Origin of the sequence: Streptomyces sp. NPDC001530 (assembly GCF_042894545.1) — a bacterium.
In the GTDB taxonomy this organism is placed as follows: domain Bacteria; phylum Actinomycetota; class Actinomycetes; order Streptomycetales; family Streptomycetaceae; genus Streptomyces.
This window is the reverse complement of record NZ_JBIAVS010000059.1, coordinates 1-14,018: the sequence shown is the minus strand read 5'-3', so window position 1 is coordinate 14,018 and position 14,018 is coordinate 1. Positions and strand designations below refer to the sequence as shown.

At 66.3% G+C, this 14,018-nt stretch carries 11 protein-coding genes and 4 pseudogenes; 4 read left to right on the top strand and 11 right to left on the bottom strand.

Translation table 11 applies throughout. The features are described from left to right. Window positions 1–205 precede the first annotated feature (205 nt). On the bottom strand, window positions 206–934 hold the full coding sequence (locus tag ACFY0T_RS49915) for a hypothetical protein (protein WP_388885803.1): 729 nt from the start codon (window positions 932–934) through the stop codon (window positions 206–208). 487 nt (window positions 935–1,421) lie between these two features. After that, on the bottom strand, window positions 1,422–1,958 hold the full coding sequence (locus ACFY0T_RS49910) for a hypothetical protein (protein WP_388885800.1): 537 nt from the start codon (window positions 1,956–1,958) through the stop codon (window positions 1,422–1,424). Window positions 1,959–2,283: 325 nt separating this feature from the next. On the opposite strand from ACFY0T_RS49910, the gene ACFY0T_RS49905 reads away from it, so the two are divergent. Both ACFY0T_RS49905 and ACFY0T_RS49900 read left to right on the top strand, forming a co-directional pair. Beyond that, window positions 2,284–2,619 (top strand): hypothetical protein, encoded by a 336-nt coding sequence (locus tag ACFY0T_RS49905; RefSeq protein WP_388885797.1) that lies wholly within the window; start codon window positions 2,284–2,286, stop codon window positions 2,617–2,619. Window positions 2,620–2,734: 115 nt separating this feature from the next. After that, complete coding sequence (locus tag ACFY0T_RS49900) at window positions 2,735–3,511, top strand: hypothetical protein (protein WP_388885795.1); 777 nt, start codon at window positions 2,735–2,737, stop codon at window positions 3,509–3,511. Window positions 3,512–3,597: 86 nt separating this feature from the next. Here the strand turns inward: ACFY0T_RS49900 and ACFY0T_RS49895 are convergent, their stop codons facing one another. Continuing rightward, window positions 3,598–3,891, bottom strand: coding sequence for a hypothetical protein (locus ACFY0T_RS49895; RefSeq protein ID WP_388885793.1), 294 nt, complete (start codon window positions 3,889–3,891; stop codon window positions 3,598–3,600). A 1,140-nt stretch (window positions 3,892–5,031) separates the two neighbouring features. Here ACFY0T_RS49895 and ACFY0T_RS49890 point away from each other — a divergent pair. Beyond that, a complete protein-coding gene (locus ACFY0T_RS49890) occupies window positions 5,032–6,546 on the top strand; it encodes a restriction endonuclease (RefSeq protein ID WP_388885790.1) in 1,515 nt (504 codons plus the stop codon). A 439-nt stretch (window positions 6,547–6,985) separates the two neighbouring features. On the opposite strand, the gene ACFY0T_RS49885 is transcribed toward ACFY0T_RS49890, so the two are convergent. From ACFY0T_RS49885 to ACFY0T_RS49855, 7 genes and pseudogenes are all read right to left on the bottom strand, one after another. After that, window positions 6,986–7,717, bottom strand: a complete 732-nt coding sequence (locus ACFY0T_RS49885) for a glycosyltransferase (protein WP_388885788.1) — start codon at window positions 7,715–7,717, stop codon at window positions 6,986–6,988. Next, complete coding sequence (locus ACFY0T_RS49880; protein WP_388885786.1) at window positions 7,624–8,280, bottom strand: hypothetical protein; 657 nt, start codon at window positions 8,278–8,280, stop codon at window positions 7,624–7,626. The genes ACFY0T_RS49885 and ACFY0T_RS49880 overlap by 94 nt, the downstream gene beginning before the upstream one ends. 175 nt (window positions 8,281–8,455) lie before the next feature. Next, entirely contained in the window at window positions 8,456–9,985 is a 1,530-nt protein-coding gene (locus tag ACFY0T_RS49875) for a fibronectin type III domain-containing protein (RefSeq protein WP_388885783.1), read from the bottom strand. Between the two features lie 158 nt (window positions 9,986–10,143). Further along, window positions 10,144–10,524: pseudogene (locus ACFY0T_RS49870) on the bottom strand (fibronectin type III domain-containing protein); the annotation flags it as partial. Between the two features lie 90 nt (window positions 10,525–10,614). After that, window positions 10,615–10,827 (bottom strand): annotated as a pseudogene (locus ACFY0T_RS49865) (hypothetical protein); the annotation flags it as partial. Window positions 10,828–11,182: 355 nt separating this feature from the next. Next, window positions 11,183–12,313, bottom strand: coding sequence for a chitosanase (locus ACFY0T_RS49860; protein ID WP_388885805.1), 1,131 nt, complete (start codon window positions 12,311–12,313; stop codon window positions 11,183–11,185). Between the two features lie 78 nt (window positions 12,314–12,391). Beyond that, a pseudogene (locus ACFY0T_RS49855) lies at window positions 12,392–12,832 on the bottom strand (discoidin domain-containing protein); the annotation flags it as partial. 618 nt (window positions 12,833–13,450) lie between these two features. Between ACFY0T_RS49855 and ACFY0T_RS49850 the strand changes: the two are divergent. Continuing rightward, window positions 13,451–13,759 carry a hypothetical protein gene (locus ACFY0T_RS49850; RefSeq protein ID WP_388885781.1) on the top strand — a complete coding sequence of 103 codons (309 nt, stop codon included), beginning with the start codon at window positions 13,451–13,453 and terminating at the stop codon, window positions 13,757–13,759. A 78-nt stretch (window positions 13,760–13,837) separates the two neighbouring features. On the opposite strand, the pseudogene ACFY0T_RS49845 reads toward ACFY0T_RS49850, so the two are convergent. Next, a pseudogene (locus ACFY0T_RS49845) lies at window positions 13,838–14,018 on the bottom strand (IS630 family transposase); the annotation flags it as partial.

Below are 14,018 nucleotides of genomic sequence, written 5' to 3'. Positions count from 1 at the left end.
TCCAGCAACGCCCCGACCTCATCGACGGCTGTCTTGCCGGCACCGGACTCACCCTCACCCGCCACCCGACAACAATCCGACGAGCTCAGTAGGTCCACAGACTGCCCGACGCGCCATCAGCTTACGGGGCCGTGATCACTCGCCCCAAAGCAGCTCCAGTCCAAAGTCGCTCCGCCGACCTTGGATGTACGGTGCGGCCCTGCGTCTACTCGCCCGCAGAAACCGCCCGGAGCAAGGAAAGGCAATCGTTTCCGAAGTCCGTCAGAATCCACATCTCGACTGGATCGTCTTCACTCACAGCCACTCTGCCTAGACCATCGTCCCTAACGATTCCCTCTGCGGCGAGGCGAGCGATAGAGGCGTCCAGCACCTTGGCGAACCCAGGAAGTTCAGCGAGGATCTCCGGCTGCCTCCACCCGGGGAACCGCTCTTGGTACCAACCTTCTGGCGTCGAGTGTGTCTCCTTGGCGAGGACTTCAAGGAGCTTGACCTCCGGGGCCTCGATCGCTGCGAGGCCCCGCACGCGGAGACGCTCTGCGTCGACTGTGGCCTCGTCGCGCACCCCTCGTCCCAAGCACCTGCCGAGAGCAACGATCTTCTCTGCTAGAGGTGTCTCCATAGCGGCCTGAACCGTCTCCGACATCAAAGCCAGCAGATCTGGGCTGGTCTCGATCGTCTGCACAAGCCGGTCTAGAGACCTCTGTGCCTCCTCGGAGCCTGCTTGGAGCGCTCGTGCCGCTCGTTCCTCGCGACGCGCGCGCTCCCTCTCGATGAGTTGCAGGATCGGGGCGTCGACGTACTCCTTGAGTGCCCCAAGCGCCACGCCAGCTACGGGGTTGAACATCCCAACTGTCGCGACGATCACACCGGTTGACGCCTTGATGCTGGCCTCAACCGCCGATCCTGCTTGCGTCTCGCTTGCTTCGTGACCCATGCGGATGATGCTAAGCAGCGGCAGTGTCCTCGATGAAGCTCGTGGCCTCCCGCAGCATGCTCAGCCTCATCCCGCCGGGCCGTCGATGAGACTTCACCGACCTCGTGATCAAGGTCACCACTACACGTGCCACAACCGTGCCAGAAGGGGCGGGGAACACCGGGGAACAGCGGGTAGTGGCGGGAGCCAGGAACGAGATCGGCCCCTGACCAAACTGGCTGGTCAGGGGCCGATCCCACTAGCGTGGCGGCGCCAGGATTCGAACCTGGGAAGGCTGAGCCGGCAGATTTACAGACCGCTCGACGGGTCGTGTGTGACCTGGGCTCTCGGCCGCTTGGCGTACCGGCGCCCCACAAATACCCCGGGCGCCATGAGGTGGGCTCGCTATGATCAGCAAACATTTTGCCACACATCCGACGGCAGTCCCGGTTAAGCTGCCTGCCCCAGTTCATCTAGTTCTGGCCGCTGCACACCGCTGCTGTGCTACTCAGGGTTCCTGCGATTGGCCTCCTGTCGGTGCCTCGCACTCCGCGTAATCCTCCAACCAGCCCGGCTTGCGGCGCCATCGGTTGTAAACGACCGCCCCGGACGGCAGCTCAAGACTTACGCGTAGATACCTCCTGCTTTTCGCAAGGATCCACAAGTTCTTATCACTCAGCTTCACGTCCCACTGCGCTCCGCCGAAGGCAGCGATATCCATCGCAGCGCCCTCTTGGAGCCGCGGATACCAGGTGTGCTTATATGTGTATGAATATTCCCCGATAGGGAGACGCATTCTGAGGCGTTTGTAGAGATCCTTGTAGAGGATCTCTCGAAATTGCACGGCGACCTTTGTAACTTTCACCGCCGTCTGCCCATGGTTGCGCACTCTGACCTTCAGGTGGTGCGGCACCTCGATGGTGAAGTAGGCCCGCACTTTCAATCTAGGACGAACTCTCCGATAGGTGGCGTACGAGATCGCCATACTGGATGCGGTGAACGTTGCACTGGCCCCTGCGATGATCCGGGCGACATTGTCTGGCATGCCCCAAGATTGCCTGCGATCGACCATCAGGGATGGAATGCCGGCTCGTGTCATCACGACTGCACCCAGTTGTTCGTCAGGGCTCACCGCAGCAACAGCTCAGCCAACCGCCACATGAGCAGGTCCAGCAGAGTCGACCAGCAGCTTTACAGACTGCCCGACGCGCCGGAAGCTTACGGGGCCATGATCACTCACCCCAAAGCAGCTCCAGCCCAAAGCCGCTCCGCCGACCTCACCATGCGCCAGCAGGCCGCTCTTACCAGGTCCACCGAGCCGTAGCAACTCGACAGACAATCGAGTTACTACCTCAGTAGCCTGCGGTGCCATGGGATATGCGGAGATTGTGGGTGCGGTCAGGCTGGATGGAGGCGTCAAGCGCTTCTCCATGTTGACCATCAAGCAGCAGTTGGCTCCGTACCGCGATCGGCTCGGTGCGGCCCTCTGCAAGCAAATGACCGGAGGGCTGCGGAACCGAGGGATCTTGACCTTGCCAGCGACGTTGCCAACCGACGAGCGGGAGTGGGTCATCCTCATCGACGAGAAATCCGCTCTCGGCGATGCGCTGACGCTCGCCACGAAGGCGATGCTGATGAGTCGGATCGGTATGCCGATGCCACCTGGAGCACACGAGAAGCACAAGAGGTTGGCACGGCCCCTCTGACCGACTCCAACTGTCACCGGGCCGTCCCTGGGCCGTCCGAGGGCGCACAACGACGACCAACGCTGACAACCACCGACGGCTAAGTCGCAGGTCGCAGCGTTGATCATCAACAAGGGTGCAGGTCAGGAACCCGGCCCGGCACTTCTTCGGCTACTGGTCGATGCCGCGGGCCTCCGTCTGGACGCCGATCTGGGGAGCCCTTCTAGTGATCAATTCTCAGACGCAGGGATTGTCCTGCTGGCAGCATGGGGCCATGTCGGACTCGCTAGTTGTGGCGGCCGTAAGTGTCCTAGGGACACTTGCCGGCGGCGGATTGACCGCAGCAGTTACATTCCGGTCAGAACGGCGCAAAGATGTAGTCCTCGCGGAGCAGCAACGATTACAGCTCCTGTCTGCTGAACACCAGCAGGCGCGCCTACTGCAAGCCGAGGAGCGTCGACAGCTACGAGAGCTGCAGATCGATCACCGTCGGCAGGTGTATCAGCAGTTTCTAGCCGACGCCCATGCGGTCAACCACGATGGCGACAGGCTTGGCGACATGATCATGCGCTCCCGCTACGAGGCGGTCGGTGACATCGACGCCCTAGCTGCAGAAGTCGACGCAGCAATCAGAACGGCCGGCGGCTCGGTGCATAAGGTGCAGCTGGAGGGGCCCGAAGCGGTATCGCAACTGGCTGATGAGGTCATGCTGTGCCTGTATCAGCTGCCTCCCACGCTCAACATGCTGCGGCGTTGGCGGCAGGACGGAAGCCGCGGCGACCCGGGCGAGGAGACGCCCGTCGATTCGTGGTTCCAGATCCACTCCCGCCTGAATGACCGCCTCGAGGCCTTCGTGGCAGCAGCACGCAGCGCCATGGATGTCCTGCTCCGCGTAAGTGGGCCGGAACGATAGAACAGGAGAAGCACGGCCAGCCCGTAGTCGCTCTGCGTGTGCCACAGTCGTGCCACATCGTGCGGTCAACCACGGTCAACGGCGGCTCACCACAGTCGAGATGCGCTGATGAGCTGGGCTGGCCCTACAACCGGAGTGACCTCGACGTTTCCGCTACCGACCACGTCCGCCCTTACATCGCGGTGCTCCTGGAGGCAGCCCTCCAAGTCACCGTGGATCTTCGCCTTGGTCTTGTCGATCCGCTCGCCGCGTGTCGCGTGCGCCGCGAAGAAGACCCGCGCCTTCGGGCAGTAGCCGTCGTTCTTGGTGTCGCCCTTCGGCCCGGCCGCCCGCACGGGTTGGTATTCGCCGGGGTACAGCTCCAGGCCGAGCCGATCCATGCAGTCCTGAAAGGCATTTCCCTCAAGCCGAAGGAGCTGCCCCTCCACGAGCTTCCGCAGCGAGTTCTGATCCACGGCAGCCATTACCGCACGGCTTCTGCGTCCTGTGCAGCTATGTTGGAGGACTGGTCGCTCGATGACCGACCCTTCGACGGCTCGCCAGCGTCAACATGATGCAGCCGCTCCACGAACCGTTCAGCGCCAGGGGTGCCGTCGAGGGTTGCCAGCGCACGCGGCCGGCCATCACGTCTGGCTTCGGTCGACGACACGGGTTCGTAGCGTGGCTGAGGCCGGTGGGGGCGGAGCCGTTGCGGTTTTGGTGCCGCGAAGTTCAGCGTAGGGACCGCCGCTCGTCTACGTGGCGTGCTGGCACCCCCAGGAACACGTCGGGTATCGCAGAGCCATAAAGGATGTTGAACGTCTCCAACCGATAGGACCAGGCCCCGCCACAACTGCCGACGAACCGGTAGTTGATCTGCCACTGCAGCCACTGGCCGGGAGTCAGACGAACGGCAGGCGGGCGCCGATTGCGTCGTGGCATGGCAAACATGCTCACCTCTGGAGGATCCACGCGCAGTAGCCCATCGACCTCGCGGAGGATCGTCCCGGGCGCCGACAGGTTCCGCACCTGCATACGCGGCTCGAAGGAATCGGACTCCCACATGGCGACCTCGTGGAGGGCAGCACTCAAGCCCGCAGGCAGCAAGAAGGCCGTAGGGGCGGCATTTCTGCGCGCAGCTTCAGAACCGCCACGCGACTTCTTCGTCCCCGACGTGCACACCCGCTGAACGACAGCATCCATGGCCCCAATCATCGGGCGTGACGCCGCGCTGCGGCCACAGAGTTACGTGTCGTGCCAGAACCGTGCCAGATCCTGCGGGGAACCACGGGGAACACCGGGCAAAGATTCGGCGCCAACCCTCGCACGGTCGCGGCTCCGCCGCAGGTCAGCCCAGCAACGGCTCCTAGATCACCTCAGCTTCCCAAGCTCATGGCCTTGCGGTGGCCAGACCGAGGATGATGGACAACGATTCCCGTTCAACAGACCTGGGTATCGCTGAGGGGTGCCCCGGCGGGGCGAGTCGTTTTGTGAGTGCAGCTTTAGAAGGTTGCGTGAGTACAGGTGCAGGTGGGGGACTCATGGCGCGCCGCAAGACAGTGATGCAAGTGCTCGCCGAGGCGTACAAGGCGAAGCAACAGGCCAAGGCTGCTGAGTTGAAGCGTGGCCAGCAGAAGGAGCAGCGGGTAGCGAAGGCTGCTGAGGAGCGTCGGCGCCGTCAGAAGCGGGAAGCCGCCAAGGTCGAGACCGAGCATGCCCGTCTGTTAGCCGCAGGGGAGAAGCACCTCGACCGGGAACAAGCTGCACAGGCACGCGAGGTTGCCCGTATCGAGCGGGAGTTGGCTAAGCGCCAGGCCGAGCGGCAGCGCGCTGCAGAGCAGCGGGAACGAGAGCAGGCCCGCTCGGAGAAGGAGCGGCAGAAGCAGGCGCGCGAAACTCGATTGGCGCAGTTGAAGGATGAGGCAGAACAACGCACGCTCCAGGCCCAAGAGCGCCTGGCGGAACTCCAGGCGGTGCTGACGGACCGGCCCAGAAGACTGACGAGTTGGCACCCGTATGTCGAGCAGGCACTCGCTGAGCGGGGCCCGCAGGGCGTGGCAGACGCTGTGGAGGAAGTGCTTAATGGCTCGTCTGTGCCCGAAGGATGCCGCACGGGTGCGGGAGCGGCTTATGTTCCGGAGGCTCAGCAACTCCTCATTGAGGTCGAGCTGCCGCAGCATGAGGTGGTGCCGACCGTGGCTGCGTACAGGGTTATGGTCCAGCGGACCGAAATCGTCGCCCAGCCGCGTAAAGAGGCCGAGACCAAGGAGACTTACCGCACTCTGGTCGCACGCCTCGCCTTGCGGGCATTGGACGAAGCGTTCTCGACCACCCCACCCGGTCTCGTCACCACTGTGGTGTTCAACGGGCATGTGAGTGCCAAGGACCGCGCGACCGGCCGTCCAGTGCACCCCTGCCTTGTGAGCGTGGTCGCCCGGCGCGAAGACTTCGACGAACTTGTACTGGACGAACCTCAGCTCGATGCGCAGGAGTGCCTTAAATACCTGGGCGCTGTCGTCTCCCGCCATCCGCACGATCTGGAGCCCGTGCCCCCGGTCGTGGAGATCGACCTGTCGAGGTACCGCATCACCGCGGATGCCGGCGCCGTGGCAGGGCTCGACAGCCGACCTGACCTCCTGCAGATGGACCCCTACGCTTTCGAGCGGCTCGTACGCGAACTGTTCGAAGCGATGGGCTTCGAGACCTGGCGGACTCAGGGTTCTCGGGATGATGGTGTGGACGCTGTAGCTGTACAGCGTGACCCGGTGGGGACCACGGTCTTCGCCATCCAGGCGAAGCGGTCGAAGAACGCCGTGCCCGTTGAGACAGTCCGCGCGTTGGCAGGAGTGATGCACGACAAGGCTGCAAGCCGTGGAGTCCTGGTGACGACCTCATGGTTCGGAAAAGCAAGCGACGACTTCGCTCACCGAACGGGCAGGATGCAACTCATCAACGGACGCAACCTGAAGGCGCTGCTCAAGGAGTACTTGAACATGGACGTCCTAATCGGCCTCCCGAAGACACCTCCGGGTTGGCAGCCCTCTGACGTCCAATGAGCCGTTCAGACGGACCGATTGACTAAGCCGCAGCCCTGCACCACAACCGCACCAGATGGAGCGGGAAGCACCGGGGAATCACGGTGAAGTCAACCCAGCCCGGAGAGGCCCCGCCCCGGCTGTTTGCCCAGGTCAGCGAACCAGCCGTCCGCAAATGCTCGCAGCTTCCCAAGCTGAGGGCTCGCGGCCGGCCGCCGCGGCTCGCTCTGGTCGAGGGCATTGGCAGGCATCCGCCGTCGCTGGCAGCCCGAACGAGCCCCCGGTCCAACCAAGCTTGCTTCACGCAGCTCCACGAAAGTCTCCCGCTCTAACCGTCAGGCGCCTACGATCCGTCACACAGGCGTCGAGGGGGGAGCATGGGAGCCAGCGACAACACCATGTCTGGGAAGACGTGGATCGGTAGAAGCCGGCACACCTTCTGCGTCGACATGGCCCGACACTACGAAGCGCAGCAGCGCGAGGCACTCGAGAGCGGCGACAACGAGGCCGTCTCGTACCAGTGGCGCCACATGCGCGCGGAGCCCAGTCGCAGACGGGCGGTCACGGGGTTCTGCCACCACAGCATCCGGAGGCTGGACCACTGGTCGTAGCGGCGGGTGGAAGGGCGTACGCGCAGGTCGTCCAGGATCGCGACCGGGGCGTCGGTTGCACGGCCATGGGCGGTCAAGCGAGCGAAGAAGTCGACGTCTTCGCTCATGAACAGGTCGTTGCGGTAGCCGCCCACCTCCTTGAAGGCCGCAGCGGTGACGAACTGAGCGACGCCCTGAGCCCCGCCATGGGCGGTGCGGTAGTGGTCCCAGTACGCGCACAGCAGCCGTGCCCCGAGCCGCTTGGGGGTGTAGAGGGGCGGGATGGCGCCGCCGACAGCCCCTGCGTCCATCGCCGCAGCTGCGGCGCCGATTGCTTCCACGGGCAGGGCGACGTCGGCGTCGGTGAAGAACAGCCGCCGGCTGTCGGTGGCGGCCGCGCCGCTGTTGCGGACCCGGCCGATGCTGCGGATGCCTTCGCGGATCACGCGGACGCCGAAGGAGGCAGCCATGTCGGCGGTGGCGTCGGTGGAGGCGTTGTCGACCACGATCACCTCCCCCTGCTCGCCGCTGGTCTCCCCCCATCGGGAGAGGGAGGCGAGGACGGTGGTGGTGTCGCGCAGAGCACCGGTGGCGCCTGGCACGGCGGGGCCAGCCGGGCGGGCCCCGACCACGGAATGGCGCGGGCCACCGACATCCGTAGGAGGTCGGCCGCGGCGCTCACGGTGGCGGCCGCTGTAGCGGTTGGGGTACTTGCCTGAACGTTTTCCCCAACTGAGTGGTGTGCGGCAGGTTCGGATTCAGGTACAGCGGCGGACAGGCAGCCGCGGTGGACGGCGGGGTCCAGGTCCGCCCATCCTCCGCTGTGGCAGAACCGTCCGACGTTGTCGGGGCTGAACGACGAGATCACGTCCGGGGAGTCGGGGCCGCGGGACAGCATCGCCTTGTCGATCTGGGCGTCGGTGACGCCGCCGACGGTGTCCACATGGATGTTGGGGTGGACGCGCTCGAACCGTGCGATGTTGTCGGCGACGGCCTGCTCTTCGCTCTCCTCGGTCCAGCCGTGCCAGACGGCGATCGTGACTTCCTTCGTCGGGTCGTCGTGCGCCCCTGTGCCGACGCGGTCGGTCCAGCCGCCGGCGAGGAGGATGAGGGCCGCGGTGACCGCCGCGGTGAGTGCTCTGAGTCTTCGCTGCCCTGTGCGCATTGGTGATCCTCCCGGTGTCCGGGGGGCTGGGTGCGTTGTTCGTGGGACATGGGGGGTCAGACGGCCACCGGATGACGCTCCGGCAGCTAAGAGCTGTCTGCTGGTAGGAAGGGGTGGGCGAGGCGTCGGTGTTGCCGCCACGCGTGGCGGCGCGTGGCGGCGACGCGGGGGTGTGTCAGCAGGCGCCGTCGTCGCGCCAGACGGCCCAGGACGTCGGGTCGTTGGGGACCGCGCCGGTGGAGTAGTAGGTGGCGGTGTACTTGTGGCCCGCGTACGAGACCACGTCATCTGGCACGTACGACTGGGTGGAGGACCACGCCGTGGGGCAGTTCCCCCCGCCGGCGGCGTCGGTCGTCACCGACACGCTGTTGGAAGAGGCGGACACATTGCCCGCCGCGTCACGGGCCTTCACCGTGAAGGAGTAGCCCGTGCTCGCCGACAGCCCGCTCACCGTCGCACTCGTCCCGGTCACGGTGCTGACCTTGGTGGTACCGCGGTACACGTCGTAACCGGTGACACCGACGTTGTCCGAGGAGGCGTTCCAGGCCAGGGACACACTGGACGACGTCTTGCTCGGGGAGTACAGGCCACTGGGCGCGCTGGGCGCCTGCGTGTCAGTCCCGCCGCTGCCGGCGCTGGTCGTCACTGGCAGGCTGTTGGAGGCGGCGGAGACGTTGCCGGCGGCGTCACGGGCCCTGACCGTGAAGGAGTAGCTCGTGCTCGCGGCCAGCCCGCTCACCGTCGCGCTGGTCCCACTCACCGTGCTGGCCTTGGTGCCGTCGCGGTAGACGTCGTAGCCGGTGACGCCGGTGTCGTCGGAGGACGCGTTCCAGGCCAGGGAGACGCTGGAGGCAGTGGTGCCGGTCGAGCGCAGACCGTCCGGGACCGTGGGCGCCTGGGTGTCGCCCGGGGTGCCGGCGGTGAGCTCGTACGCGCGCATGTTGCGCAGCAGCAGGTAGGTGTCGCGCAGGGAGCCGGAGGTGTCGCCGAGGGAGCGGTAGATGCCCCACTTGGGGCGGACCCGGTCGGCGAGGAAGGTGTCGACGCCGGTCTTGGTCGCGTCGACGATCGTGGTCCCGGCGCTCTTGACGACCCAGCGGACGGAGCCCGCCGTGCCGTCGCCGATCTTCATCTCGTACTCGATGTCGATCCACTTGTTCTGCAGCGGTTCGAGGTTGGTCCGGCCGACCGTGACGTCGCCCGCGATGACCTTGTGCTCGATGGTCTGCACGCCGTTCACGCGGCGCAGCGAGGTCACGGTGATCGGGGACGTGCCGGGGCCCGGCTGCTTGGTCTGCATGATGTGCGTGAATGTGGTCGTGGCCATCAGGGAGCTGGGGATATACATCGAGTACGTGACCCGCCAGGTCTCCCCGAGCTTCCACTGGAGGTAGGAGGAGGACGAGGTCCGGTTGCCGGTGACCTCGTGGCGCTGCCGGTCGGTGGAGGTGTCCCGGTCGACCATGTGCATGTCGAACCGGTAGGCGTCGCCCGCCACCTTGATGTGCGGCCCGAAACTCGTGTGCGAGTCGGCGCGGTCGTCTTCCAGGGTCTCGAAGGCACCGAGACCCTGGACCGTCGGATCGGGCGCCCAGCGCAGCGTCCAGGTCGGAGCCGCCTCGGCGGGGGTGGAGGGCACGCCCAGGCCGAGCAGGCCCAGGCCGAATGCGGCCGCGAGAGCCGCCAACCTACGTCTGTATTTCATGTGTCAGTCCCTTCGTGAGGCTGTCAGGTGCAGGTGATGTTGCTGGGAGGGGAGGAGGTTTCTGGGGCGGGGGTGTGTCAGCAGGCGCCGTCGTCGCGCCAGACGGCCCAGGACGTCGGGTCGTTGGGGACCGCGCCGGTGGAGTAGTAGGTGGCGGTGTACTTGTGGCCCGCGTACGAGACCACGTCACCTGGCACGTACGACTGGGTGGAGGTCCACGCCGTGGGGCAGGTCCCCCCACCGCCGCTGCCGGCGCTGGTCGTCACCGGCAGGCTGTTGGAGGCGGCGGAGACGTTGCCCGCGGCGTCACGGGCCTTCACCGTGAAGGCGTAGCTCGTGCTCGGGGACAGGCCGCTCACCGTCGCGGTGGTCCCGGTTACGGTGCTGACCTTGGTGGTGCCGCGGTACACGTCGTAGCCGGTGACACCGATGTTGTCGGAGGACGCGTTCCAGGCCAGGGACACACTGGAGGACGTCCTGCTCGGGGAGTACAGGCCACTTGGTGCGCTGGGCGCCTGCGTGTCGCTGCCACCACCACCGCTGGTGGAGACGAACTTCCAGGTGATCCCGTTGACCACACCGACATCGAGGGGGGCGAGCTTCTGGAAGGCCGACTTGCTCAGGTCGATGTGCTCGGCGGGGCACCCCGGGCACTTGTCCTTCACCGGCACGGTGATCGTCCGGCCGTTGTAGGTGACCTGGACGGAGATGCCGTTGCACAGCGGGTCCGCGTTGGGGTTGGCGGTGGTCCACCACGCGTACGACACGGCGACCAGGTCCTCGGTGGCGGCGTTGATCTGCGTGCCGCACGCGCCGTAGCCCGTGTCGTCGTACCAGGTCATCTTGCCCGTCCGGGACTCGCCGATCGGGACCGCGGAGGCGGGCCCGTGCCGGACACGAACAGGAGCATGGCGCCGATCGCCGGGGTGACCCAGCGCAGCGTGTGTTGTGGTGTGAGACGCACGTGTTCTCCTCGGGCACGGGGGATCTCGTCCCGGCTTCGGGGATGACGGCACATCAGGGGAGAGGAACGACCGTCTGCGGGCAACGTGGCCTGGCAGTGGGGGAGGCGTGCAGGGTCCGTGCCACCCGGGCCGTCCGAGCGGGGCGTATGGGACGGACGGCCAGGGTGGCCGTGACTGCCCGGGCGGCGGGGAGGGGAGGGCGCCCCCGGGCGGACTGGAAGGCGCGTCGCTGTCAGGAGGTGATGGAGTAGGAGTCCCCGTAGACGCTCCAGTACAGCGGGGTGTTGAGGTGGAGGTTGCCCTCGTTCAGGAACCTGCGCTGCGCGGTGCTGACCCGTGTGGTGTCGCTGTGCGCCTCCTCCTTGCGCATCTCCTCCTCCCGCTCGTCGAGGAAGGCGTGCAGGAACGTGACCTCGTTGCCGCCCTGCGACGGCGGCCTCACCCGGGAGACAGCCCGCGAGCGGATCGCGCGGAAGCCCTCCTCGCCGTGCATGACCGCGGCGTCGTAGTAGGCGAACTGGCCCAGCGCCTTCAGGCCGTCCGTCTTGGCCTGGCCGACCGCCGGGTTGAAGTAGACCCGGTCACGCTCCTCCTCCTGCGTCTTGGTGAAGACGGAGTCCTGGGCGGCGGTGCGCCAGGCATTCTCGAAGGACGTGCCCAACCCGTCATGCGAATCGGTGCCGTTGACCTCGCGCAGCGCCGGCAGGTAGGGCGCCAGCGGGTTACTGGGCTTCTTCTGGGTGTAGCGCTCGACGAGGTCGAGCATGTCGCCGGTGCCGGAACAGAAGCCGATGATCCCAGCGGTGTAGCCGCGTCCGTCACCGATGTCCTCGATGTAGGCGAACTGCGCCCGCCAGTCCAGGGATGAGTTCTCGAAGGAGGACACCAGTTTCATGGCGTTCTCCTTCTTGTACGGGTCATCCAGGTTCGCGGTGCTGGACGGCGGTGGTGTGGTGGGGCTGGGGCTGGGGCTCGTGGTCGAGCCGCTGCCGTACGCCTCGACCTCGTAGAGGGAGTAGCCGTACGCGGTTGCACGCTGGGTGCCGTAGACACGCAGGTAGCGCCCCGAGCCGCTGACCGTGAGGTCGTCGGTGCCGCCGTCACCGGTGGTCGTGCTGTACACCTGACGCCAGGTGGAGCCGTCGTCGGACAGCTCCACTCGGTAGGACTTCGCGTACGCCGCCTCCCACTTGAGAACGACCCGGCCGACGGTTTTCGTACTGCCCATGTCGACGCGGAGCCACTGCGGGTCGACTCCTTCGGCACTGGCCCAGCGGGTGCTGGTCGAGCCGTCGACGGCCTTGCCGCCCTCGAAGCCGGCGCCCTCGACCGAGGAGACCGACGTCGGCCGCCCGGCGAGCAGGTTGGTCGTACTGTCCGGCGGCGTGGTGGGGCTGGGACTCGTGGCCGACCCGCCGTAGACCTCGACCTCGTAGAGGGAGTAGCCGTATGCGGTTGCGCGCTGGGTGCCGTACACGCGCAGGTAGCGCCCGGAGCCGGTGACGGTGAGGTTGTCCGTGCCACCGTCACCGGTGGTCGTGCTGTAGACCTGGCGCCAGGTGGAGGCGTCGTCGGACACCTCGACGCGGTAGGACTTGGCGTAGGCGGCCTCCCACTTGAGCACAACCTGGCCGACGTCGGTCACCGAGCCCAGGTCGATCTGGATCCACTGGTTGTCGACTCCTTCGAGGCTGGCCCAACGGGTGGAGGTGGAACCGTCGACGGCCTTGGTGGGCTCGAAGCCGGCGCCCTCCGTCGAGGAGGCCGTGACGGTCTTGCCGAGGGCGAGGTTCGTACCGGCGGCGGACGCGGGCGTGAGTCCGACGTAGCCGACGACCAGACCACCAGTGAGGACGGTCGCGGTGATCGCCTGCCAGAGCATGGTGTTTCTACGCATGGCTGTGCCCTTTCCGTTCAGGAAGCAGTCCAGGAGGAGGGGAAGGGGGGCAACGGCGCGGCGGGCGCCCGTACGGCGCCGCACGGGGACGGCTGCGGGAACTCCCGGCTCGGTCCGAACCGGTGACGATGCGCGTGGACGGCTCGGTCTGAGCCGGTGACGCTGCAGATAGATGGTTAGGAAAGTTTCCTAACAGGCTGGCGGGTGCGTGAGACAGTAGGGCTGCCGTCATGCAGGGCGCAACCCCTACTGGCTGGTAAGACAGTAGGGGTTGCGTCGCGCAGCACGTAACAGCCCTACATAGCAAGGAAGTTGGTACTGCCATCCATGTGGGCCTGGCTGCTCCTGCCGGAGACGGCACGGGGGCAATGACGTGCTGCGGGGCGGCAATCCGACGGCATTCTGGAGCGGCAGAACAGAGCCAGGATGATCACACCTACGCCTACGACCCCAACGGCAACAAGGCGCAGGACGTGGCGAAGAAAGCCTTGTGTCCAGGGCGTACGACCCGCACCTGGACGTCGACTTCAGCCCGCTGCGAGGAGACGTCCAGCCGGGGCCGACGCTCGGCGAGCCGCCCCGGCCTCCCCCTCGCGGTCGACGGTGCCCCGTGCGAACTCCTTTGGCATCGCGATCACGCCGGCACCCTACGCGCCGGTCGAACGGCACCGACTGTGGGGACTCGGGTTCCTCCTAGAGACAGAGGACATCAACACGGGGAAGGCCAAGCGGATCGTCTCCGACACGGAGGCCGCACGGCTACGGGCCGCCGAGGACGAGGCTAAGCAGGCGGCCGCGGACGCAGAGCACCTGGCCGCGCTGAAGAAGAAGCTCGGCATCACACCTCGCGCGAACGGCTCCGCATACCGCCCCTTCCGTGGCGGCCTTCCCACTCTCGGCAAGGACCGTTGACAGTCAGGTGGGTACGAGGATGTAGCGGGCCCGCTCCTGAGCAGGGGTGGAGCATCGAGCGCCCCAGCCAGTGAGTGTCTACTGAGCTCGTCGGATTGTTGTCGGGTGGCGGGTGAGGGTGAGTCCGGTGCCGGCAAGACAGCCGTCGATGAGGTCGGGCCGGAGCTGGATGTGGCGCAGGCCTCGGCGGAGGGTGCGTTCGAGGTGGTCGTCATCGGTGAAGGCGGTGTTGGCCAGCGGGCCGCGCCGTAACAGTGAC

Bases quoted from the DNA above. Each gene is read 5' to 3' on its own strand.
- ACFY0T_RS49915 (WP_388885803.1), bottom strand. From the start codon at position 934: ATGGGTCACGAAGCAAGCGAGACGCAAGCAGGATCGGCGGTTGAGGCC.
- ACFY0T_RS49910 (WP_388885800.1), bottom strand. From the start codon at position 1,958: ATGCCAGACAATGTCGCCCGGATCATCGCAGGGGCCAGTGCAACGTTC.
- ACFY0T_RS49905 (WP_388885797.1), top strand. From the start codon at position 2,284: ATGGGATATGCGGAGATTGTGGGTGCGGTCAGGCTGGATGGAGGCGTC.
- ACFY0T_RS49895 (WP_388885793.1), bottom strand. From the start codon at position 3,891: ATGGATCGGCTCGGCCTGGAGCTGTACCCCGGCGAATACCAACCCGTG.
- ACFY0T_RS49890 (WP_388885790.1), top strand. From the start codon at position 5,032: ATGGCGCGCCGCAAGACAGTGATGCAAGTGCTCGCCGAGGCGTACAAG.
- ACFY0T_RS49880 (WP_388885786.1), bottom strand. From the start codon at position 8,280: ATGCGCACAGGGCAGCGAAGACTCAGAGCACTCACCGCGGCGGTCACC.
- ACFY0T_RS49875 (WP_388885783.1), bottom strand. From the start codon at position 9,985: ATGAAATACAGACGTAGGTTGGCGGCTCTCGCGGCCGCATTCGGCCTG.